The 21,517-nt window shown below is 72.0% G+C and carries 19 protein-coding genes and 1 pseudogene; 7 read left to right on the top strand and 13 right to left on the bottom strand.

The genetic code is table 11. The features are described from left to right. Positions 1-29: 29 nt before the first annotated feature. Positions 30-368 carry a hypothetical protein gene (locus tag JIG36_RS13660; RefSeq protein WP_203376506.1) on the top strand — a complete coding sequence of 113 codons (339 nt, stop codon included), beginning with the start codon at positions 30-32 and terminating at the stop codon, positions 366-368. Positions 369-398: 30 nt separating this feature from the next. On the opposite strand, the gene JIG36_RS13655 is transcribed toward JIG36_RS13660, so the two are convergent. Continuing rightward, positions 399-1,787 (bottom strand): hypothetical protein, encoded by a 1,389-nt coding sequence (locus tag JIG36_RS13655; protein ID WP_203376505.1) that lies wholly within the window; start codon positions 1,785-1,787, stop codon positions 399-401. Between the two features lie 98 nt (positions 1,788-1,885). On the opposite strand from JIG36_RS13655, the gene JIG36_RS13650 reads away from it, so the two are divergent. Next, positions 1,886-2,377: a hypothetical protein gene (locus JIG36_RS13650; RefSeq protein WP_203376504.1), complete on the top strand. Its 492-nt coding sequence runs from the start codon at positions 1,886-1,888 to the stop codon at positions 2,375-2,377. 57 nt (positions 2,378-2,434) lie between these two features. On the opposite strand, the gene JIG36_RS13645 is transcribed toward JIG36_RS13650, so the two are convergent. Next, positions 2,435-2,863, bottom strand: coding sequence for an OsmC family protein (locus tag JIG36_RS13645; RefSeq protein WP_203376502.1), 429 nt, complete (start codon positions 2,861-2,863; stop codon positions 2,435-2,437). A 25-nt stretch (positions 2,864-2,888) separates the two neighbouring features. Between JIG36_RS13645 and JIG36_RS13640 the strand changes: the two genes are divergently transcribed. Further along, on the top strand, positions 2,889-4,040 hold the full coding sequence (locus JIG36_RS13640) for a cytochrome P450 (protein ID WP_203376501.1): 1,152 nt from the start codon (positions 2,889-2,891) through the stop codon (positions 4,038-4,040). Then, on the top strand, positions 4,037-5,020 hold the full coding sequence (locus JIG36_RS13635) for a P1 family peptidase (protein WP_307872698.1): 984 nt from the start codon (positions 4,037-4,039) through the stop codon (positions 5,018-5,020). The genes JIG36_RS13640 and JIG36_RS13635 overlap by 4 nt, the downstream gene beginning before the upstream one ends. Before the next feature lie 24 nt (positions 5,021-5,044). Here JIG36_RS13635 and JIG36_RS13630 read toward each other — a convergent pair whose 3' ends face one another. The 4 genes and pseudogenes from JIG36_RS13630 to JIG36_RS13615 all read right to left on the bottom strand — a co-directional run bounded on the left by JIG36_RS13630 (position 5,045) and on the right by JIG36_RS13615 (position 9,356). Next, positions 5,045-6,238, bottom strand: a complete 1,194-nt coding sequence (locus JIG36_RS13630; RefSeq protein ID WP_203376500.1) for a cytochrome P450 — start codon at positions 6,236-6,238, stop codon at positions 5,045-5,047. Positions 6,239-6,968: 730 nt separating this feature from the next. Beyond that, entirely contained in the window at positions 6,969-7,763 is a 795-nt protein-coding gene (locus tag JIG36_RS13625; protein WP_203376498.1) for a trypsin-like serine protease, read from the bottom strand. Between the two features lie 133 nt (positions 7,764-7,896). After that, positions 7,897-8,301 (bottom strand): annotated as a pseudogene (locus JIG36_RS51870) (hypothetical protein); the annotation flags it as partial. 296 nt (positions 8,302-8,597) lie between these two features. Further along, positions 8,598-9,356 (bottom strand): phosphotransferase enzyme family protein, encoded by a 759-nt coding sequence (locus JIG36_RS13615; RefSeq protein WP_307872697.1) that lies wholly within the window; start codon positions 9,354-9,356, stop codon positions 8,598-8,600. Positions 9,357-9,422: 66 nt separating this feature from the next. Here JIG36_RS13615 and JIG36_RS13610 point away from each other — a divergent pair, with 66 nt between their 5' ends. Further along, positions 9,423-10,505 carry a hypothetical protein gene (locus tag JIG36_RS13610; protein ID WP_203376492.1) on the top strand — a complete coding sequence of 361 codons (1,083 nt, stop codon included), beginning with the start codon at positions 9,423-9,425 and terminating at the stop codon, positions 10,503-10,505. Here the strand turns inward: JIG36_RS13610 and JIG36_RS13605 are convergent. The 5 genes from JIG36_RS13605 to JIG36_RS13585 form a co-directional block, all read right to left on the bottom strand. Next, positions 10,498-11,106 carry a maleylpyruvate isomerase family mycothiol-dependent enzyme gene (locus JIG36_RS13605; protein ID WP_203376490.1) on the bottom strand — a complete coding sequence of 203 codons (609 nt, stop codon included), beginning with the start codon at positions 11,104-11,106 and terminating at the stop codon, positions 10,498-10,500. The two genes, JIG36_RS13610 and JIG36_RS13605, sit on opposite strands and share 8 nt — an antisense overlap. Next, a complete protein-coding gene (locus JIG36_RS13600; protein ID WP_307872696.1) occupies positions 11,103-12,260 on the bottom strand; it encodes an alpha/beta hydrolase-fold protein in 1,158 nt (385 codons plus the stop codon). Before JIG36_RS13600 ends, JIG36_RS13605 begins: the two co-directional genes overlap by 4 nt. An 80-nt stretch (positions 12,261-12,340) precedes the next feature. Beyond that, entirely contained in the window at positions 12,341-13,732 is a 1,392-nt protein-coding gene (locus JIG36_RS13595; RefSeq protein WP_203376486.1) for an NAD(P)(+) transhydrogenase (Re/Si-specific) subunit beta, read from the bottom strand. Continuing rightward, on the bottom strand, positions 13,729-14,013 hold the full coding sequence (locus tag JIG36_RS13590) for an NAD(P) transhydrogenase subunit alpha part 2 (protein WP_203376212.1): 285 nt from the start codon (positions 14,011-14,013) through the stop codon (positions 13,729-13,731). The genes JIG36_RS13595 and JIG36_RS13590 overlap by 4 nt, the downstream gene beginning before the upstream one ends. After that, positions 14,010-15,134: an NAD(P) transhydrogenase subunit alpha gene (locus JIG36_RS13585; protein ID WP_203376484.1), complete on the bottom strand. Its 1,125-nt coding sequence runs from the start codon at positions 15,132-15,134 to the stop codon at positions 14,010-14,012. The genes JIG36_RS13590 and JIG36_RS13585 overlap by 4 nt, the downstream gene beginning before the upstream one ends. Positions 15,135-15,199: 65 nt before the next feature. On the opposite strand from JIG36_RS13585, the gene JIG36_RS13580 reads away from it, so the two are divergent. Both JIG36_RS13580 and JIG36_RS13575 read left to right on the top strand, forming a co-directional pair. Beyond that, positions 15,200-15,940 (top strand): acetoacetate decarboxylase family protein, encoded by a 741-nt coding sequence (locus tag JIG36_RS13580; RefSeq protein ID WP_203376482.1) that lies wholly within the window; start codon positions 15,200-15,202, stop codon positions 15,938-15,940. Positions 15,941-16,784: 844 nt separating this feature from the next. Then, positions 16,785-18,365: a methyl-accepting chemotaxis protein gene (locus JIG36_RS13575; RefSeq protein WP_203376480.1), complete on the top strand. Its 1,581-nt coding sequence runs from the start codon at positions 16,785-16,787 to the stop codon at positions 18,363-18,365. Between the two features lie 57 nt (positions 18,366-18,422). On the opposite strand, the gene JIG36_RS13570 is transcribed toward JIG36_RS13575, so the two are convergent. Both JIG36_RS13570 and JIG36_RS13565 read right to left on the bottom strand, forming a co-directional pair. Continuing rightward, on the bottom strand, positions 18,423-19,946 hold the full coding sequence (locus JIG36_RS13570; protein WP_203376478.1) for a methyl-accepting chemotaxis protein: 1,524 nt from the start codon (positions 19,944-19,946) through the stop codon (positions 18,423-18,425). Between the two features lie 111 nt (positions 19,947-20,057). Further along, positions 20,058-21,425 (bottom strand): transaminase, encoded by a 1,368-nt coding sequence (locus JIG36_RS13565; RefSeq protein WP_203376476.1) that lies wholly within the window; start codon positions 21,423-21,425, stop codon positions 20,058-20,060. Between the last annotated feature and the right edge of the window lie 92 nt (positions 21,426-21,517).

Raw genomic sequence — 21,517 nt, 5'->3', positions numbered from 1 at the left:
GCACCGCACCGGAACGATTCGGGTTCGGCATGACACATCGGTGGTTCACCCGGCACCGCTACGGCCCGCCGTCCACCGTCGCGGCCTTTGCGGGCTTGTTCGTTGCGCTGTTCGTGTTCGCTGCGTTCACCTTGGTGGCCACCAGCAACCTGATGTCGAACGCCTGCACCGACAGCTCCGGCCAGGTGATGTGCCCGATCAGCGGTGCCGACTGGGCACGCCCGCTCCCGGCGGCGGCGACACTCGCCGGCCTGGCCGTAACCCTTACCGGCCTTCTGCTCGGCCGTCCGGCCCGCGCCCCCGCCGTGATCGCCGGTTTCGCCCTGGTCACTCTCGCCCTGATCGGCGGCCTCCTGATCGGATACTGACCGGCGCCCACAGCGTCACGGCACGCCCGTTCAGAGGTAGCCGCCCGGCGCCGGCGCCGGGGCGGGCTGGCCGGCTCCCCGCAGCAGCATGACTTCGCTGGTCTCGGTGGCCGCTGTGGCCAGCCAGAGTGTGCCGGTCGTGGGGCATCGGGCCAGCCGGGCGCCCGGCAACCAACCAACCGGTGTCGGGGATACCAGGTGGCGTTCCAGGTAGGCGGCCGCATAGCTCCCGGCCAGCGCGCTGGAGCGCCAGCAACGGCAGTCGCCCGCGTCGGTGAGGCGGTGGCGGTCGGCCTGCTGCCGGCGGTGGCGCTCGGAACGCCAGTTGTGACGACGGGCGACCGCCATGAGCGCTGCCGCCACCGCGGTCAACATTGCCATGATGATGGCGTAGGCGACGCCGCTGACCACGGCGTGCAGGGCCGTGCGGGCGATCGCGTCCGCGCGGCCGGTGACGGACCTGGCCAGAACACTGGCGACGGGCACGGCTCCGGTCAGGAGGATCGCCAGCAGGATCGCCCCGACGATGCGGTTCTCGGTGGTCAGGCCCCGCGCGGCCGGACCCTGCCGCAGACGGGCCACCGCCCGCAATGCGGCGTCCCCCTCGGGTCCGGCCGCGAGGCGATGCACCAGCAGGACCGGCACGGCTCCGGTCAGGACGAGCGGCGGCCAGTCGGTCCACACGGCGAGGGAGGCGGCCGGTGCGAGGAGCGGTATGTGCGTCAGGTCCAGGAGCTTCCGCCGTCGCGGGGCAGCGGGCAATCCACGTGCGTCCGGGAGGCGGTTCGAGGCGGTGTGCAGCAGCAACGCGGCGCCGGCCTGGTCACCGCGACGCCGCAGGTAGCCTGCGGCGGACCGGAACACCTGCGGATGCGTGTGTACGTCGGGATCGGCCGCGACGACCTGCTCCACCACATCGATCATGGCCTGCGCCACGGTCGCGGCGGACCGCTGGTCGCGCCGGGCCACAACGGCGCCGATGTGGCGGGCGAGCGTGAAGCCGGTGACGACACCGTGTGCCCGTACGAGCGATGTCCAGGCCTGGTCGGCCGTGCCGTAGTCGCCACACTGCTCGGCGGCCGCGCCGACCAGGTAGAGGAGCTGCCACGCGTCCGGCAAGGCGGCGACCGCGGACAGCAGCCATCGGTAGGCTCCCGGGTCACCGCTGGCCGCGCGGCACGCCGCCAGCAGCAGGTCGGGCCAGGAGGTCGCGGGCCCGGTTGGAAGATGCGTGATGTGCAGCCGGGACAGAAGGACCAGCGCTTCCTGGGGGCGTCCGGCGAGCAGGAGAAGCCTGACCCGCGCCAGGACGGCCCGTTCTCCGTCGTCGGCCGCGGGAAGGGCCAGCGCGACGTCGAAAGCATCCAATTCGTCGGCGGCCGCCAACCAGTGTGTCAACGAGTCCTCGACGAGCTTCACGGGCCCGACCATCGGCAGCGGCTGTCCGGTACCTGAGGCTTTCGACCTTGCAGAAGGGCCAAAGGTGCCCCGGAAAGTGGGCAGTTACTCTGCGTCATATGCGGTACATCGCCCACATCGGTCTGGTGGCCGGGGTTCTCGGGGGCGTTCTTGCGCTGGTCGGCGACGTCGGCAGCCCGTACGTCAACAGCATCAGCACGCCGCTGGCGATTCTGGTCGTTGCGATCGTGGTGGCCTGCGGGGCCGGCCTCGGCGTGGCGATCCGGATGCTCTCGGGAGGGGCCGGCTCGTTCGAGCAGGGGGTCCGCTGGTGCTGTGCGGGAACGGTGCTGCTGACGCCCGCAGCAATCGTGCTGACCCGCACCTACCTCGGTGACGGCGGGGACTTCAGCGACTGCGGCACGCTCCTCAGCCCGTACCGGCCCGCCGACGCGAACCTGGACGACTTCCGCGCGGCCTGCGATGCGGCGGCCGAGCGGCGGCTCCAGCGGGTCGTGATCTGGGCCGCCGTCGGGTGCGCCGCCGCGGCCGGATACGGCTTGTGGCTGCGCTTCCGCAAGAGGCCCGAGGAGCCGCCGGCTTCGGCGTGACGCGGGGTCCGGGGAGCCGCCGGCTTCGGCTTGACGCGGGGTCTGGGGAGCCGCCGGCTATGGCTTGACACGGGTGTCGACCGGGGAACCGAGTTCGACCGTGCGTGAGACGGTGCACAAGCGGTCGTGGGACATCTGGGCCGCGCGGGGCAGGGCCGCCCGGGCCGCGTCGCCGGCCTCGCCCTCGGGGAACGTCACGTGCAACTCGACCGTCAGGTTGGTCATGCGGTTGCCGCCGGCCCCGTCGCGGATCTTGTCGCCGCTGATCCGGACGACGAAACTGTCCGGCTCGGCGCGTTTGCTCGTGATGAAGTCGACGTCGGCGCCGGTGCAGCCGCCGATCGCGGCCAGCAGCAACTCCACCGGTGTGAACTCGGCGCCCTCGCCGACGCCGATGGTCATCGTGCCGCCGCGGGCGTTGCGTACCTCGTACCGGCCAAGGCTTGTGCGCTCCACGGTCACCGAGCGCAGGGAATCGTCTGCCATAGGGCGAACGTATAGCGTGCGAGGGGTGGTGATCGACTTTGACGACCCCGTGTTCATCCAGGATCCGTATCCGGGGCTGGCGGCTCTGCGGGAGCGGGGTGCGGTGACCTGGCACGAGCCGACCGGGCAGTTCCTGGCCGCGAGCCACGCGGCGGCCGATGCGGTTCTGCGGGACCGGCGGCTCGGGCGGATCTGGCGCGACCGGGAACCGGCCGAGGTGTACGAGCCGTTCAACCTGCTGCACCGCAACCAGATGATGGAGAACGAGCCGCCCGTGCACACGCGGCTGCGGTCGCTCGTGGCGCGGGCCTTCGCGCGGGGGCACGTGGAGCGGCTGCGCGAACCGGTTGCGGCCGAGGCGCGGCGGCTGGTGCGGGAGGCGGGGGCCCGGTTCGATCTGCTGGCCGATGTGGCCGAACCCCTCGCCGTCACGGTCATCGCGGAGCTGCTGGGGGTGCCGCGGGCCGACCGGCCCAACCTGCGGCCCTGGTCGGCGGCGATGGTGCGGATGTACGAGATCTCCCGTACGCAGGAAACGGAAGCCGCCGCCCTCGACGCGTGCCGGGAGTTCGCCGCCTACCTGCGTGATCTCGCCGCCCGTCGGGCCGCCGAACCGCGCGACGACCTGATCAGCCATCTCGTCGCGGTGCGGGAACTGTCGGCCGACGAGCTGGTCGCGTCGGCGATTCTGCTGCTCAACGCCGGGCACGAAGCGAGCGTCAACGCCCTCGGCGGGGGAGTGGTGGCCCTGCTGCGCCACCCGGACCAGCTCGCGCGGGTGCGGGCCGACCCGTCGCTGGTGCCGGTGACGGCCGAGGAGATGATCCGGTACGACTCCCCGCTGCACATGTTCGTGCGCACCGCCACGGCCGACGTCGAGATTTCCGGTGTACGCATCCCGGCCGGCGCCTCGATCGCCGCGCTGCTCGGGGCGGCCAACCGGGACCCGGCCGTGTTCGACTCGCCCGACTCCTTCGACGCCGGCCGCGATCCCAACCCGCACCTGGGTTTCGGCGCCGGCCTGCACTTCTGCCTCGGTGCGCCGCTGGCCCGCATCGAGTTGCAGGCGGGCCTGTCCGCCCTGCTGCCGCTGAACCTGGCACTGTCCGCCGAACCGGTCAACCGGCCCACGTTCGTGCTGCGCGCGTTCGAATCCGTCCCGCTGGTGGTGTCGTGACACGCGCCCGGGATCTGGGGATCGTCGTCGGGGAACGGCCGGCCGGGCCGCACAACGCGATCACCGACGTGGACGGGGTCCGGGTCGGGCACACCACACTGGTGGACGGGGACTCCATCCGTACGGGAATCACCGCCGTTGTCCCTCCCCGGCTGCCGTGCCCGGCGGGTCTGTTCGTCGGCAACGGCTACGGCAAGATGGTCGGCACCACGCAGGTGACCGAGCTGGGTGAGATCGAGACTCCGGTCCTGCTCACGGCCACGCTGTCGACGTTCCGGGTGGCCGACGCGCTGGTCACCTGGATGCTGCGCGACCCCGGCCGCACGTCGGTGAACCCGGTGGTGGCCGAGACCAACGACGGCTACCTGTCCGACATCCGGGCCCGGCCGATCACCGAGGAGCACGTGCTCGCGGCGCTCGACGGCGCGGCCGGCGGGGCGCCGCTCGAAGGGGCAGTCGGAGCCGGTACGGGCACCGGGGCGCTCGGCTTCAAGGGCGGCATCGGGACGGCGTCGCGCGTGGTGGGGCCGTACACGGTCGGGGTGATCGTGCAGTCCAACTTCTCCGGCGTGTTGCGGGTGCTGGGCGTGCCGGTGCCGCCGTCGTCGGTGGGTGTGCCGCCGCCACCGGCCCACCCCGGCAACTCGTGCGTGATCGTGGTCGCCACCGACGGGCCGTTCGACGCGCGGCAGCTCGGGCGGATCGCGCGGCGGGCAATCTTCGCCATGGACCGGGCCGGGTCCGACTTCGCGGGCGGCAGCGGCGACTACGCGCTGGCGTTCTCGACCAGTGAGGGGCGGGCGCCCGAGTCCGCGGTCGAGCCCGCCTTCGCCGGGGTGCTCGAGGCGGTGGAGGAGGCGCTGCTCAACTCGCTGATCGCCGCCCCCACCACGGTCGGATTCCAAGGCCACATCCGGTACGGGCTCCCGCACGACCGCCTGCTGCAGCGTCTACGGGACCACGGCGTCAGCCTGTTGTGACCGGCGCCGGCGGCCGCGCGAGCCTCACGCTGTAGTGACCGGCAGCTCCGAGAAGCCGCGCAGAACAAGACGGTCACGGCGTACGGGATCGCCGTTGAGGTTCAGCCGCGGCAGCAACGTCAGCAGGAGCGGGAACGCGACCTGGGCCTCCATGCGGGCCAGCGGCGCGCCCAGGCAGTAATGGGCGCCGCCGCCGAAGGACACCGGCTGGATGGCCGGGCGGTCGGGGTCGAAGCGATGCGGATCGTCGTAGCGGGCCGGGTCACGGTTGGCCGCGCCCAGCAGCATCGTCAGCGCGGCGCCGGGCGGAGCCGTGACGCCGTCGCCCAGATCGATCGGCTCGGTCGCGAACCTCGACGTGAGCTGGACGGGGGAGTCGTACCGCAGGATCTCCTCGACGAACGCCGGCGCCAGATCGTGGTCGGCGCGCAGGCGGCCGGCCTGGGCCGGGTTGGTGAGCAGCAGGTGCAGGCCGGTGCCGAGCAGGTTGGCGGTCGTCTCGAAACCGGCCACCAGCAGCAGAACCAGGTTGGCCAGCAGTTCCTCGCCGGTCAGGGTGCCGCCCGCGCCCGCCTCGACCAGGGCACTCGTCAGGTCTTCCTGCGGGTTCTTCTGCCGTTCGGCGATCAGGCCGACGAAGTAGTCCTCGAGTTCGCGACCGGCCACGTCGGCCAGGTTCATCTCCTCGACCGTGCTGATCGGTTCGAGGACGATGGTCAGGTCGTGGGCGCGCTGCCGGAACCACGGGCGGTCGGCCTCGGGCACGCCGAGCAGGGCGCAGATCACCCCGACCGGCAGCGGGTAGGCGAACGCGGTCATGAAGTCGGCCTCGGCCGGCATCTGCTTGATCAGGTCTTCGACCTGGGCGGTCATCACGTCACGCATCGCGGCGATGCGCCGGGGCGTGAAGGTGGCCGCGGCCGCCCGGCGCACGCGGGTGTGGTCCGGAGGATTGCTCTGCAACATGGACAGCACCACCGAGGCGACGCCGCGGTTCTCGCGCCACTCGGGCCAGAACTGGTCGTAGTCGCTCGCGTCGGCCAGCCGTACGGCCGGATCGCGCAGCAGCCGGTTGGCCAGTGCGTGGGTCGTCACATACCAGCGTTCGTCGGGTGCCTGGAACACGGGCGCGTGGGCCCGCATCACGTCGTAGGCCGGGTACGGGTCGTGGCGTCCCTCGGAGTCGAACAGCGAGCCGAGCGCGGTGAGGTGGTCCATGCCTTCCATGATGGCCGTCGGGTGGGCGGGCCGCCGCCCCGCTGCCCGCCCACCCACGGCCCGTGACCGCCTCCGCGCGCCTGGACGAAGCGTTACCCGGCGGCGGTCACTCCGGCCGGCCACGGCGACCAGGTTCCCGGGGTCGCGGTCCGGCCTTCCGGCAAGCTCGTCTGAGTTCAACGCTACGAACTCGACATGCCGCCGCGGAATCGGCCGACCCATCACGCCGACCCCTCGCGTTGGGGAGCCCGTTTCGGCCCGATCCGGTTACCCCGAGCCGGTTACACACCCAGATCAAGAGCCGTTTCCCTCGTACGGCGGTGGCCCGCCCCGCCCCGACACACGCGCTTCGCGTGCAGGCGACTGGTTACCTCGGGCCGGTTACACACCCAGATCAAGAGCCGTTTCCCTCGTACGGCGGTGAGCCGCTCCGCCCCGGCGTACGCGCTTCGCATGCCGCGTACGGCTCGTCTCGCGCGCGTTTCGACCACCGCCCCCGGCTCGGCTCAGGCGGATGCGGGACGCGTGGTTCAGCTCGCGGCTGCGCGGGTGGCCTGCAGGCGGTTCGGCATGGGCGCGCGCGGCCCCGGGGGTGGGTAGCACGCCGCTCGGCTCGCGCGGGGTGGGAGTGGAGGGCTGGGCAGGCAGGCGGACGCGAGCCCGCCCGCCTGCCCAGGGGTGGCCGCGCCGGTCGGTCGGCGGCCACTGCGGGCCGGCCCCGCGAAACAGGTCAGAGACCGGGTACGTGGGCGCTCAGGAACGCCCAGGCCGTGCTGGCCCGGTCCACCCGGTTGGAGATGCCCACCCACGACTCCGGGCGCGCCTGCAGGCTCGGCAGCCCGCACGTCTCGCGGTCGGCCGCGCCCGCCGTCACCGTCTGCAGCAGCGGAACGTCACCCTGCCAGGCCAGCAGCGGGCCCCCGCTGTCACCCTGCGACGAACCGCCGTGCACCGACGTGACGAAGGTGAGCGAGCCGGTCGGGAACAGGCACGGCCCCTCGTTGACAACCGCCCGTGACGTCACCCGCACGTCGGCGGCGTGCATCGCGGCCGAGGGCCCGCCGAAGCCGTACACCTGGGCGCCGGAGGCCGACCGCAACGGCGTCTCGGCGATCCGGGCCGGCGTCACCGACGTGACCGGCGTGGACAGTCGCAGCAACGCCACGTCGTTGACCAGGCTTCCGGCGTCGTAGCCGCCCATCCGGTAGACCTCGTCGACCGCCACCGGCTGGTCGACGCGAACCGTCAGATCCCGCGGACGGTACGGGTGTCCCGGCGCCCGCCCGACGTTCGTGCAGTGCTGCGCGGTCACCACCCACGTGGGCGCGATCAGCGTGCCGGTGCAGGTCAGCCCGCGGTCGAGGAAGCCGTGGTCGGCCTCGACCCGCAGCACCGGCCCGCCCGGCCACCCGCCCTCGCCGGTGCTCGCACCCGCCATGAGGGCCGACGCCTGACCGGTCACCGCCCACACGACGAAAGCGGCCGTCGCCACCGAGAGCGAGCGCATCCACCGCTGCCTCGTCACAGTGCGCCCTTCCGCCGGCCGAACGCCGCGTAACCACGACGCCACCCCACGCTATGGAGGTCGCGCAACCCGCGGGATCGTCCGTCCCACTGCGCCTTGCCCGCAGGTCGGCTGACGACGCGCGCCGATCCGCCTAACCCGTAGGTGGCGAAACGGACGCGACCCACCGCGCCACGGCGGCGAAGTCGTCCTCGGTGACCCCTTCGAGGGGGTCGACACGCCGCAGCAACGCGGGCCCGGGGTGGTGGCCGGAGACCCACCGGCGGTCGGCGTCGGTGATCTCGTCGTCGAGCCAGGCGAACGGGCGGGCGGCGGCAAAGCGTACGAGGGAAGCGGTCTTCCAATGCAGACCCGGCGCCGGTACGTCGTCCTCGTCCGGCCACGGCACGACCGGTAGTTCGGGCAGCCCGAGGCGCGGCGCGATCTCCTCGTTGGCCTCGGCCATCCAGGTGGTCGCCCACACCGGGGCACACCCGAGCGCGAGCAGCCGCCGCCCGTCGTCCGGGTCGAGGCGCCCCAGCAGCGGATTGCCCGACGAGGCGTCCGCGCCGCCCGACCCCGCATCAGACTCGCCCAACCTGCCCGGCCCCGCGTGCGACCCGCCCGACCCCGCGTGCGACCCGCCCGACCCCGCGTGCGACCCGCCCGACCCCGCGTGCGACCCGCCCGACCCCGCGTGCGACCCGCCCGACCCCGCGTGCGACCCCTGCGCGCTGTGCGACGCGCGCACGGCGGACGACCCACGTGTGGCGCCCGGTGCGGCGGGCCAGCGGGCCCGGAACGGGATCAGCGTGCCGTCCACATCGAGGAACAACAGTGGCAACGACATCCGGGTCAGGCCGCCAGCAGGTGCCGCTCGAAGGTGGCCCGGGACGCGAGGACGTAGTCGGCGTCGTTCAGATAGAGGGTGTGGTGCCCCTCGGCGATGTGACTCGCGAACGCGGCGTGACCGGAGGCGGCCTGCGTGCGCATGAGGTCGACCATGGCGTGCAGGCGGGCGGCCACGGCGTCCACGAGGGCGGCACGCCAGGGTCGGTCCAGGCCGTACACGTCGCAGAAGGTCCGGAGGAGCCGGGCCTGCGACTCCGTGGTCCCGTAGACCTCGGTGTCGGTGGGAACGGTCATCGGAACCCAGCGGTAGACGGCATAGGCCACGTCCCACATGCGGGGCCCGGGGTGGGCGAAGTCGAAGTCGAACACGCCCACGACCCGGGAACCGTCGAGGGCACAGTTGTACGGGGCGTAGTCGCCGTGACAGATGACCTCGACCGGTTGCCGCGCGGGAACCTGCCAGCCGTCGTGCGGGGCCGAGACGGCGTACGAGGCCGTGGCGTCGTGATAGTCGCGCAGCAGGCCCGCCGCCGAGACGAGGGCCTGGGTGAACCGGCGCGGATCCTGGGACACCTCGCCGGGCAGGAACGACAGCACCTCGTGACCGCCGGCAGCCGACCGGAACTCCGGCGCGCCCGTGAAACCGGCCGCGGTCAGATGCCGCAGCAGCGCGTGAACTTGAGGGGACCACGGCCCGGCCGGGCGGCGTACGGAATCGCCGATCTTGACAACCTCGTTGATGCCGCCCGGAAGGATCTCCACGGCCACCACCCTAGTGAGGCGGATTCCCGACAGAAACCCCTTTACGGCCCGGCCAGACTGGGCAGCATGGGGCTCCCGGCGCTCGCCCTCGTGTTGATCCTTTCGTCCGCCCTGCTCCACGCATTGTGGAACGTGCTGCTCGGCCGGGCCGCGCCCAAGGGCTTCGACGCCGGGATCGTCAGCAACGCGCTCGGCTGGCTCGCCCTGACACCGTTGGCTCTCGTCCGCTGGCGGGTGGACGACGCCGCGTGGGGCTACCTGGCCGTCTCGGCGTGCTTCTCGGTCACTTACTTCCTGTTGCTCAACGTCGCCTACGCCCGGGTGCCGGTGCACGCCGCCTACCCGGTCGCCCGCGGCCTCGCCCCCGTCCTGGTGCTGCTGGTGACCCTGGCCGCCGGCGACGCCGTGCCCGCCCGGGCCGGCCTCGGCGTCCTGGTCATCAGCATGGGCATCTTCGTCACGGCCTCGGGCGCGAGCAGCCGTTCGGTGCTGGCCGCCGCCCCCGTGGCGGTGTCGCTGACCTGCTACACCTACGTGGCCTCGCTCGGCCTGAAGCACACCGACCCGAGCACCTACCTCTGGCTGTCGATGGCCCCGCTCGTCATCGGCACGGTCACGCTCCGCCTGCTCATCCACCCGCCAACAAATCCCGGCGCTGCCCGCCCCGGAGCGGACGCTGCTGGTTCCGCTTTGGGGACGGCTGCTGCCGGCCCCGGTGTGGACGCTGCTGGTTCCGCTTTGGGGACGGCTGCTGCCGGCCCTGGGCTGGACGCCGCTGGTTCCGGTCCCGGCACGGTTGCTGCCGGCCCTGGGGTGGACGCTGCTGGTTCCGGTCCCGGGACGGCTGCTGCCGGCACCGCCCGACCGTCGCGGCGGGGCGCCGACGCGCTCCGGGCCGAGGTCCGGCCGATCACATTCGTCATCGGCCTCGGCTCGATCGCCGCCCACGTCCTCACCCTGGCCGCGCTCGCCCTGGTCACCGCGGCCCAGGTCCCCGCGGTCGCGGCCCTGCGCGAGACCGGCATCCTCTTCGTGATCGCCCTGTCCTGGTTGTCGGCCCACACCCGCGAGTCCCGCCCCACCCTCCGGACCGCCCTCGGCGCCACCCTGGTCTTCGCCGGCGTCGCCGTCCTAGCGCTGACTAGGTGAGGACCGGGCCGAGTTCTCCCCGGCCGGTCAGCGCCTCGACGAACTCAACCGGCGACGCCATCTCGGCCAGCACCCGGGCCGTATGCGCGAGCCCCTCGGACGGCACCGCGGGCGTCTCACCCAGGGCCCGCTGGAGATCAAGCAAGTGGACGGTCGCCTCCACGATCCCGATGCCCAGCACCTCCGGCATAGGCATCGTGCCCGTGCCGAGATAGTTGACCACGGTGTCGCCCAGCTTGCCGGCGGCCTCGAGCGCGGGCGGCCCCACCTCGGCGAAGGCGGCGGTCATCTGCTCGACGGTGAGCTTGGTCGCGTCGTCGACGGCCCGGTCGGCGGTCTGCCCGCGGTTGAGCGTGGCAACACCGTCGGGCGCGTTGAACGCTCGCAGCAGATCGGCCGCCCGCGGGTGGGATGGGGGCGTGTCGCGGGTCTGCGTGGCGACATATGCCAGCCATCGCGGCCACTGCGCGGTGTGTGCGAACAGCGCCCGCACGGTCCACGGCTCCAGCCGGGTGGGCGCCTCCCACTGCTCCGCGCTCAGCCGGGACCCGTACGAGGCCCAGACCGCCCACAACTCCCCAAGCGTCGCGGCCGCGCTCACGCCCGCACCCCCGCGACCGCGATCAAGCCGTCGGCGAACGTGCGCCGCCAGTTCACGTAATCATGGCCGCCGGAGTATTCCGCGTACGCCACCGAGTATCCCCGCTTGCGCAACGCGTCGCGCATCGCCCGGTTCATGTCGACCTGGGACGGCACCCCGCCCGGCGCCGGGTAGGTCTCGAAGATCCCCACGTCCATGTAGAACCGCACGTCGGCCACCGGCCGCTGAGCCACCTCGCGCACCAGCTGCCCGGGCGCCTCGCTGGGCCACCAGAAGCTGCCCGACTGCGAGATCACCGCGCCGAAGCTGTCGGGTGCGGTCAGCCCGATGTACGCCGCCGTCAGGCCCCCTCGCGAGGCGCCGGCGATCATGTTGGCCCGCGCGTCGAGCCCGGCCCCCAGCGTCGTCCGGGCCCACGGCAGCAGCTCACCGGTCACGAACTCGCGGATGGCCGACGCCGGCGACAACTCCTCGTCGCGGTCGGCCGTGAGGCTGGTGACGAACAGCGCCACCAGCGGCGGGATCTCCCCGGCGGCGATCAGGTTGTCGAGGATCGTCGGGATGCGCTGCACCTCCCGCGCGACCCACCCGTCAAACACGACCAGCACCGGCAGCCCGGCCGTCGGCACGCCCGCGGGTTTGTAGACGACCACCTCACGGCCGAGCGGGTCGAGGCGTTCAGGAGTCAGCGTTCCCGGCGACACTCCCGGCCGCGGGGCCAGCCAGGGTTCGGGTGGCGCGTCGGGCAGGGCCAGCACCGACACCCACGCGTCGTGGTCGTCGGGGTCGTGCGGGTCGGGCACGAAGCGGTAGCGCGCGGGGTTGGTGGCGTCGACGTGACTCTTGCCGCGCCCGGAGGCGTCGCGCGGCAACTCCTCGGCGCCGTCATGCACCAGGCAGTAGACGGTGTGCAGGTCGGAGGGCATCACCCGGGTCGCATACCAGAGGTCGTTGCCGGGCATCCGTTCCAGCGGCACGTCGAGACCCCACCACACCCGCGTGCTGCGCGCCGAGCCCCGCCACAGGAAGGTGACCAGCCGCGAGTCGTCCCGCCACGGTTCGACGAGCGGGCCGCCGGTCTCGGTGACACGCAGCCACCAGTCGGGCAGGCCGGCCGGGTCTTCGAGCAGGGCGGCGATCTGCGGACTCTGCACTGCGACACTCCCGGGGCGGCGGAGGGTGAGCGATCCGCCACCGAGAGTCCCAATTGGATCTTGCTTAGTCAAGGCGGCGATCATTTCGCGTACGCCGAGACGCCCGCGAGCAGCGCGTTGAGCCCCGCCTTGGCGTCCGCGAACAGCATCGCCGTCCGCGGGTCGGTGTAGAGCTCGTTGTCGATCCCGGCGTATCCGTGCCCGAGCGACCGCTTGATCACGATGACGCTGCGGGCCAGGTCGACGTCGAGGATCGGCATGCCCGAGACCGGGTTGCCGGGTCGTCGCGCCGCCGGGTTGGTCACGTCGTTCGCACCGATGACGAGGGCCACGTCCGTACGGGGGAAGGCGGGGTTGCTCTCTTCGAGGTCTTGAAGCTGCTCGTAGGGCGCGTTGGCCTCGGCCAGCAGCACGTTCATGTGCCCCGGCATACGCCCGGCGACCGGATGGATCGCGTAGGACACCTCGACCCCGTGCGAGGTCAGGGCCTGGGCCAGCGCCACCGCCTCGTGCTGGGCCTGGGCGGCGGCGAGTCCGTAGCCCGGCACGATCATGACCTTTGCCGCGTACGCGAGTTGGATCGCGGCGTCGTCGGCGGTGATCTCGCGTACGGCCGCGGACCCGGCCCCCACCGCGACCGCAACCGCGTCGCCCGTGCCGTAGCCACCCGCGATGATCGCGCTGATCGGCCGGTTCATGGCGTCGGCCATGAGCTTGGTCAGGATCGCGCCGGCCGCTCCGACCAGCGCGCCCGCGATGATCAGCGGCGTGCTCTCGAGGACGAACCCGGCCATCGCCACGGCGGTGCCGGTGCAGGCGTTGAGCAGGGAGATGACGACGGGCATGTCGGCCCCGCCGATCGGCAGGGTGAGCAGCACCCCGGCCGCCAGGGCAGCCACCGCCGCCCCGGACAGCGCCAGGATGCCGCCGTCGAAGCCGACCACCAGCACCGCCGTCACGGCCGCGACCGCCGCGAGCCCGATCGAGATCAGACGCCCGTACGGGACCACGATGGGCCGCCCCGGAACCCGCCCGGCGAGTTTGCCCGAGGCGATCAGCGAGCCGCTGAACGTGAGCGCGCCGATGAGCACGTCGAGCACGCCGGTGACTTCGGCCTGGGTCGAGGCCGGGCGTTCGCCGAGTGCGATCAGGGCCGCCGCGCCGCCGCCGACGGCGTTGAACAGGCTGACGAGTTGGGGCATGGCGGTCATCCGGACGACGCGTGCTGCGATCAGACCGGCCGCGGTGCCGCCGGTCGCGCCGAGGCCCAGGGCCCAGGCCGCCCATGGGTCGACCTGTCCGCCTTTGATCAGTACGGCGAGGGTGGTCAGGATCGCGACGCCCATGCCGGCGGCGGAGACCTGGTTGCCCCGGCGGGCCGTGGCGGGCGCGTTCATCAGGTGCAGCCCGATCACGAAAGCCGTCGCGCACAGCAGGTAGATCAGGTGGACGACGGTGTCGAAGCCGCTCATGACCGGCTCCGGAACATCGCGAGCATGCGGTCGGTCACCACATAGCCGCCGGCCACGTTCATCGCGGCGAAGAACGCGGCTACGGCCAGCAGCGCATAACCGGCCGGGGTGGAGATCGAGGCGGCCAGCAGCATGACCCCGACCAGCACGACGCCGTGGATCGCGTTGGCGCCGGACATCAGCGGCGTGTGCAGGGTGGCCGGCACCTTGCTGATCACCTCGAAGCCGACGAGCAGGCCGAGCGTGAAGACGGTCAGATCGGCCAGCAGCAGCGGGCTCATCGGATCTCCCTTTCGATCTCGCGCAACCGGGGATGCACCACGGCGCCGTCACGGCAGACCAGCACTGCCGCCTGCACCTCATCGGCGCCGTCAATATGAAGACGCCCTTCGGGCATCAAAGTGCTTACGAGTGCGACGACATTTCTCCCGTACGCCGTGGACGCCGCGACCGGCACAGTGGCGGACAGATTGGGCGCGCCGATCACCGTCACGCCGTGTTCGGTGACCGTCCGGGTGTCGGCGGCCGAACCGGCCACGTTGCCGCCGCCCAGGTCGAGCACCACCGAGCCCGGCCGCATGGCCCGCAACGCGTCCTCCGACACCAGCAGAGGAGCACGGCCGCCGGGCACCTTCGCGGTCGTGATCACCACGTCGAACCGGGGGATCGCCGCGGCCAGCGCCGACAATTGGGCCGCCGCCTCCTCCTCGGCCAGCCCGCGCGCATAGCCGTCGCCGCCGTTCTGACCGGCGCCGGCCAGCCGCAGCACGGACGCGCCGGTCGACGCGATGTCGGCCTGCGCCGCTTCCCGCACGTCGTAGCCCGAGACGAGGGCCCCGAGCCGGCGCGCGGTGGCGATCGCCTGCAGCCCGGCCACTCCGGCCCCCAGCACGAGCACCTGGGCCGGACGGCTGGTGCCGGCCGCGGTGACGAGCATCGGGAAGAAGCCCCCGTACGCCTCGGCGGCCAGCAACGCCGCCTTGTAACCGGCCACATTGGCCTGGGAGGTCAGCGCGTCCATCGGCTGGGCCCGGCTGAGCGTACGGGGGAGCAGGTCGAGGCTGATCGCGGTGACGCCCTGCGCGGCCAGCGCCTCGGCCAGCGCGGGGTCGCCGAGCGGATCGAGCATCCCGATCAGCACCCGGCCCGCCGGCAGCGCGGCGATGTCGTCCGGTGGCCGCACCACCAGCAGGACGTCGCTCTCGTCGTACACCTGGGACCGGGCCCCGATCTCGGCGCCGGCCGCGGCATAGCCGGCGTCGTCGAACCAGGCGTGGCGTCCCGCGCCCGTCTCGACCAGCACCCGCACGCCCAGCCGCCGCAACCGGGTCACGCCGTCGGGGGTCAGCGCGACCCGGCGTTCACGGCCGGCGGTCTCGTGCAGCACGCCCACTGTCGTCATCGACATATCGAAGCCCTATCACTTCGCGCTCGGCCCGGCCACCCTGCGCCGGGTAGGGTCGGCCCATGGCGGAGCGTGCGGGTGACGGTGTGTGGACCATCCAGGGCGAGACGGTCACCCTCCCGGTCGAGATCACGTCGGCCCGTTTGACCTCGGCTGTCTTCACCACGCCGGTGGCCTCGGCCCGCGCGGTCCTCGGCGGCCGCCCGTTGCGCCCGTTCTCGCTCTTCGGGCGGGCGATCGGCGTTCTCATGTGCGTGCACTACGACGAGTGGGCGCTCAAGTCGTACGACGAGGTCGGGGTCGGCCTGCTCGTCCGCGGTCCGTCCGGCCCGCCCGGCCTGCACTTCGTCGACCTGCCGGTGACCGGCGCGTTCACCCGCGAGGCGGGACAGGACTTCTGGGCGCTGCCGAAGTGGCTGATGGACGCCGACCTGCGGTTCTCGCCGATGGAGACCGACGTGGTGGTGCACGACCGCTCCGACGAGGTCATGCGCGCGTCGTTCCGCCACGGCCGGTTCCGGTTGCCGTTCGCCCTGCGGTCCGCGCTGCCCGCCTGGTCCTATCTGGAACACGGCGCCCAGGCCGGCGTCCTGTTGCGGGGCGAGGTCCCGATGCGTCTGTCCGGCGTGCGTCTGGGTCGCGGCGCCTTCCGTGTACGGCTGGGGGACCACCCGATGGCCGAGCGGATGAAGGCCCTGGGCATGGGTGCGCGGCCGCTGCTCACCGTGCACGCCGACCGCCTGCACGGTCCTCTGGCCGAGTTCCGCCCGTTCCACTCGGCGCCCGCGGCTTCCCGGCGCTGACGGCTCTCTTCCGCGCGGCACAAGACAACCCCGTTTCCCGTACGAGGTCACGCGGCCGCCGCTGCTTCGACGTCACCGTTCGGCGCTTCCTGGCTCTGGCGGCTCCTTTTCCTGCGGTGTCTGACAACCCCGTTTCCCGTACGGAGTCACGCGGTCGCCGCTACTTCGACGTCACCGTTCGGCTCTTCGCAGCTCTGTCGGCTCCTTTTCGTGCGGTGTCTGACAACCCCGTTTCCCGTACGGAGTCAGGCGGTCGCCGCTGCTCCAACTCAGCCTCCAGTTCTCCAGCTCCAGTTCTCCAGCTCCAGTTCTCCAGCTCCAGTTCTCCAGTTCCAGTTCTCCAGTTCCAGTTCTCCAGTTCCAGTTCTCCAGTTCTTCGGTGATCAGAAGGTGCCTAGCCTCCTAGGAAGCTGAAGAAGGTGTGTGTGAGGCGAGCGGTACTCGGACCACGAGCCGTGCACAGCCGCGGGCGGTCGAGCGGCGCAAGAGCCACGAGCGGTTCTCCGACCACGAGCCGTGCACAGCCGCGGGCGGTCGAGCGGTGCAACGGGCCACGAACAGTGCACGGGCCAAGAGCGTGAGTTTTTCGAGCGGCACTCAGCTCAAGAGGGTCAGTTTTTCGAGCGGCACCCAGCGAACGGCCGCCGGGACGGGCTCGGAAGGCGGCTCAGCGGGCCCATCCGTCACAGGAGTCCCGGATGCGCTCAAGGCGGGCCCGGCGGCCGCCCGGCGCGATTAGCTTGATCCGGAACGCTTTTGTGGCAACCGTGCCGCAACCTCTCAACTCCGGGGTTGCCGGTGCCGATCTGCGTCTTCGCACATCAGGACAGGAGAGGCAACGGGCATGGGACTGGTAGGGGCATTCGACGACCGTTCGCTGCGGACGAAGATCGGGTCGGCGGTTCTGGTGGGCACCGTCAGCGGGCTCATCGTGGGTGGCGTGTCCATCGCGACCCTGCACGGGCAGAACAACGACACCGCCGCCGCGCAGCGCAAGACCCTTGTGCTGGAGGCGGCGGCCGGGTCGTTCGCCAAGAACATCGAGGCCTTCAGCGGCAACAACTCCAGCCTGCGCCTCTACCCGACGCTGGCCGACGGCATCCGCAAGAACATGGAGGCCAACCGGGCCGCCATCAACACCGCGCTGGACGAGCTGGACGCCGCGTTTGCCGGCGACGCCACCGGCAGTTCGGCCGCGGCCAAGGCCCGTACGGACTGGGACGCCTACCTGGCTTTCATCGGCACCGACCTCACCAAGGCGACCCCGGCCCAGCTGGCGGCGGCCGTCGAGACGTACGAGAAGCTCTACGGCGCCCTCAACGCCGACCAGAACGCGCTGCTCGAGCGGGCCAAGGCCCTGGGCGAGGAGTCGATCGCCCGGTCCGAGCGGGACACCACGGCCGCCACCTGGCTGGTCTCCGGCCTGCTGGCGGTGGGCGTGCTGGCGAGCCTGCTGCTCGGGTTCCGGGTGGCGAGCCGGGTGCGGGGTTCGGTGCGCGAGGTGGGCCGGGTCGCCGAGGGGCTGGCCGACGGTGACCTGACCCGTACGTCGGGCGTGACCTCGCACGACGAGGTGGGCCGGATGGCGGCCGCGCTGGACAAGGCCGTGGCCCGCCTCCGCCAGGACGTCGTGACACTGGCCGGCAACGCGAACACCCTGCACGCCGCGTCCGGTGAGCTCAGTTCCGTCTCGGGTGCGGTCGACGCGGCCGCTTCCGAGGCGTCGTCGCAGGCCGGTTCGGTGGCCGCCGCGGCCGACGTGGTGTCGAACAACCTGCAGGTGGTCTCGTCCGGTTCGCAGGAGATGGGTTCGGCGATCCGGGACATCAGCCTGTCCACCACCGAGGCGTCCGAGGTCGCGGTGCAGGCGGTCGAGGTCGCCTCGGCCACCAACGCGATCGTCGCGCGGCTGGGTGACTCGTCCAGCGAGATCGCCGAGGTGATCAAGACGATCACGGCGATCGCCGAGCAGACGAACCTGCTGGCGCTGAACGCCACGATCGAGGCGGCGCGGGCCGGGGAGTCGGGCAAGGGCTTCGCGGTTGTCGCCGGTGAGGTCAAGGACCTGGCCCAGGAGACGGCCAAGGCCACCGAGGACATCTCGCGGCGGGTGCAGGCCATCCAGGGCGACACCGGCAACGCGGTGACCGCGATCGGCGAGATCTCGGCGATCATCGAGCGGATCAACGGCATCCAGATGACCATCGCCTCGGCGGTGGAGGAGCAGACCGCGACGACGCAGGAGATGAACCGCACGCTGTCGGAGGCGGCGTCGGGCGCGGGCGAGATCGCGGCCACGATCGGCGGGGTGTCGCAGGCGACGCAGCGGACGACCGAGTCGGTCGGGGCGACCCGGCACGCGGCCGACGACCTGGCGACCACGGCCAGTCAGCTGCAGGCGCTGGTCTCGCGCTTCCGCTACTGATCCCGTACGGAGAATGGGCGGCCCCTCGATCAGGGGCCGCCCATTCCGCGTACAGGCTCAGTGTTCGAACGCGTGCGCCATCATGGCCTGCTCCTCGAGCACGTCGGTGATGCGGGCCTGGACGGCGTCGAGCTGCGCGATGGTGTCGCTGGTGCTGCGGATCCCGCCCGCCACCGACTCGGCGCTGGACTGCAGGGCGGCGATCTGCTCGGACACCTTCTTGGTGGCGTCCGCGGTCTCCCGGGCCAATTCTTTGACCTCGCCGGCCACGACCGCGAACCCCTTGCCGATCTCGCCGGCCCGGGCCGCCTCGATGGTCGCGTTGAGGGCGAGCAGGTTGGTCTGGTCGGCGATGGACGAGATGATCTGGATGACGTCACCGATCGCCGCCGACGCGTCGTTGAGCGCGGACACGTCGCCGGTCATGTCCGAGGCCCGCCCGACCGCCTCCTCCGCGACCCGGCTGGCGTCGGCGGTGGCCGTGCGCAGCCGCGAGACCGTGTCGAGCAGGGCGCGGGCGTTGCTGGCGGCGGTCTCGGCGCCGCGCACCACGTCGAGGCGCTGCGAGACGAGTTGCTGCACGTTGCGCAGGGCGTCCATCCGCGACTCGGACAGGTCGACGAACTCGGTGGTGAAGAAGTCCATCGTGCCGATGATGCGGTCGCCGCTGGAGATCGGGAAGCAGACCCCGGAGCGGACGCCGGCGCGCTGGGCGGCGGGGGCGCGCACGCAGTCGGTGAGTTTGCCGATGTCGCGGACGAAGACCAGGTCGCGGGCCCGCCAGGCGCGTCCGGAGAGGCCGACGCCCTCGGCGAAGGTGGCGGCCAGGGTGACCTTCTTGAATTCCTCGCCGGCGTTGCCCGACTCGACCGAGAAGCGCAGCACGTTCTCGGCCTCGTCGATCTGCCAGTACGACCCGTAGGCCCAGTGGAAGGCGGTGCGGACGGCGTCGAGGGCGGCCCGCAGCGCGACCGAGGAGTCGCTGGTGTGCCCGAGGGCGGCCACGACGTTGGTGACGGCGAGCCGGTCGTCGGAGACCTGCCGGGTGTAGTAGGCGGTGAGGGCGGCGACGCGGGCCTGCTCGGCGACCCGGGCGATGGCGCCCCACTTGCTGATCAGGGCGGCGTCGGGGGACACCTCGACCGGCGTGTAGTACTCCATCACCGCCGAGACCCGGTGGGCGGTGGTGATCGGGACCGCGACGCCGGCCTTGGCGCCCGCGCGCACGGCGGCCGCCAGCCTCGTGTCGCCGCTGCCGGTGGCGGCCTCGCCCGCATAGACGGCGTGGCCGGTGCGGATGGCTTGTTGCACGAGGTTGGCCTGGCCGGAGGTGCCGGCGATGGCCGAGGTGATCCGGCCGACCTCGTACTCGAGGCGGGCGTTGCCGTTGTCGACCAGCCAGATGGCCACGTAGTCCAGGTTGTAGAACTCCTGGTTGGTGGAGGCGTAGATGCGCCAGCTGCTGGCCTCGTCGGTGACGCTCTCGAGGTTGTTGACCAGTTCCTCGAGTGCTTCGACGTCGCGTGGCGGAGTGCGCTGGGGTGTGGGTTCGAGCTCCACCCGCTTTGAGAACAGACCCATGATGTCAGGCTACGGAGTGATCTGACCTCTTTATGCCCGTATCGCGAAACCCCGACCCTGGCCGGAGGGGCATCGGGGGTTGCCGATGCGCCGTGGTGGAGCCGCCCGACCTCAGGCCGTGAGCTCCGACAACGCGTCGGCGAAGACGGAGTGGTGGCGTTCCACGTCGGCGACGGTCGTCTGGGGCGCCATCAGGGCCATGTTGTGGAACGGGGTGAGCAAGATCCCGCGGTTGGCCAGGTAGGTGTGCAGGAAGTCCTCGAGTTCGGCGTCGGCGGCGGCGGCCGATGCGGTGCCGTTGCGCGGGGCGGGGTCGGCGAACCGGTACTCGACGCGTGCGCCCAGCTGACTGACCGACCACGGGAGCCCGTACGTCTCAATGATCTTGCGGATGCCGGTGGCGAAGACGGTGGCGGTGGCGGTCATCTGCTCGAACGCGGCTTCGGTGAGCACCTGTTCGAGGCAGGCGCGGGCGGCCACGGCCGACACCGGGTTGCCGGCCAGGGTGCCGCCGACGCCGCCCATGTCGACCAGGTCGAGGTCCGTACGGCCGAGAAGTGTGCCGGCGAGTTCGGCGCTGAGCCCGTACGCGCCGATCGGGATGCCCCCGGCGATGGCCTTGCCGATGGTGAGCACGTCGGGTTGCAGGCCCCAGGCCGCGGTGGCGCCGCCCGGCCCGGCCGAGAACGTGTGGGTCTCGTCGTTGATCAGGTAAGTGCCGTGTTTCCGGGTCAGCTCGCGCACCCCGGCCAGGTAGCCGGGTTCGGGCAGCACGATGCCGATGTTGGTCAGGGCCGGTTCCATCAGCACGGCCGCGACGTCGCCGTGGGCCAGTTCGCGTTCCAGGCCCTCGAGGTCGTTGAACTCGGCGACCCGGCTGGTGACGGTCACGTCGGTGGGTGCGCCGACGTTGCCCTCGCGGCTCTGCCCGCGCCCGTCCGGCCCGACCACGATCAGCGTCTCGTCGACCGAGCCGTGGTAGCAGTAGCTGTTGACCAGGATCTTCGGCCGGCCGGTGACGGCGCGCAGCAGGCGGATGGCCCAGCGGTTGGCGTCGGTCGCGGTCAGGGCGAAGCTCCAGTAGGGCAGGCCGAAGCGCCGGGCCAGTTCGGCGCCGACGGCGGCCGCGTCCTCGGTGGGCAGCATGGTGGTGGCGCCGCCGAGGTCGCCCAGCCGGCGGGTGACCGCCTCGACGACCGGCGCGGGGGAGTGGCCGGCCATGGCGCCGGTGTCGCCGAGGCAGAAGTCCAGGTATTCGATGCCGTCGACGTCGGTGATCCGGTTGCCGCGGGCGGTCTCGAACGAGATCGGGAAGCCCGCGGCGGTCTTGTTCATCCACGTCATCGGCACGCGCCCGAACAGGTGGTCGGCGCGCTGGTGGGCGGCGGCCGACCGGGGCCGCCGCTCGGCGAAGGTGGCGCGCTCGCGGGCGGCCAGGGCGGCGAGTCGGGCGCGATCAACTCCGGAATCCGTCGGCATGGCGAGACGCTACCAACAATTCCTTCCCGTACGGGAGTGCCTGCCACCGATTCCGTACGGACTGGGGTGGCTCTTCTTCCGTACGGACTGTG

This window comes from Paractinoplanes ovalisporus (assembly GCF_016834655.1).
Classification (GTDB): Bacteria; Actinomycetota; Actinomycetes; order Mycobacteriales; family Micromonosporaceae; genus Actinoplanes; species Actinoplanes ovalisporus.
Note: the sequence above shows the minus strand (reverse complement) of the source record. Positions and strands in the feature narration are given on the sequence as shown.

Excerpts from the sequence above, each read along its gene's own strand:
- JIG36_RS13570 (WP_203376478.1), bottom strand. The coding sequence starts at position 19,946 with ATGGGTCTGTTCTCAAAGCGGGTGGAGCTCGAACCCACACCCCAGCGC.
- JIG36_RS13585 (WP_203376484.1), bottom strand. The coding sequence starts at position 15,134 with ATGACGACAGTGGGCGTGCTGCACGAGACCGCCGGCCGTGAACGCCGG.
- JIG36_RS13595 (WP_203376486.1), bottom strand. The coding sequence starts at position 13,732 with ATGAGCGGCTTCGACACCGTCGTCCACCTGATCTACCTGCTGTGCGCG.
- JIG36_RS13645 (WP_203376502.1), bottom strand. The coding sequence starts at position 2,863 with ATGGCAGACGATTCCCTGCGCTCGGTGACCGTGGAGCGCACAAGCCTT.
- JIG36_RS13580 (WP_203376482.1), top strand. The coding sequence starts at position 15,200 with ATGGCGGAGCGTGCGGGTGACGGTGTGTGGACCATCCAGGGCGAGACG.
- JIG36_RS13630 (WP_203376500.1), bottom strand. The coding sequence starts at position 6,238 with ATGGACCACCTCACCGCGCTCGGCTCGCTGTTCGACTCCGAGGGACGC.
- JIG36_RS13610 (WP_203376492.1), top strand. The coding sequence starts at position 9,423 with ATGGGGCTCCCGGCGCTCGCCCTCGTGTTGATCCTTTCGTCCGCCCTG.
- JIG36_RS13650 (WP_203376504.1), top strand. The coding sequence starts at position 1,886 with ATGCGGTACATCGCCCACATCGGTCTGGTGGCCGGGGTTCTCGGGGGC.
- JIG36_RS13575 (WP_203376480.1), top strand. The coding sequence starts at position 16,785 with ATGGGACTGGTAGGGGCATTCGACGACCGTTCGCTGCGGACGAAGATC.
- JIG36_RS13660 (WP_203376506.1), top strand. The coding sequence starts at position 30 with ATGACACATCGGTGGTTCACCCGGCACCGCTACGGCCCGCCGTCCACC.
- JIG36_RS13565 (WP_203376476.1), bottom strand. The coding sequence starts at position 21,425 with ATGCCGACGGATTCCGGAGTTGATCGCGCCCGACTCGCCGCCCTGGCC.
- JIG36_RS13590 (WP_203376212.1), bottom strand. The coding sequence starts at position 14,013 with ATGAGCCCGCTGCTGCTGGCCGATCTGACCGTCTTCACGCTCGGCCTG.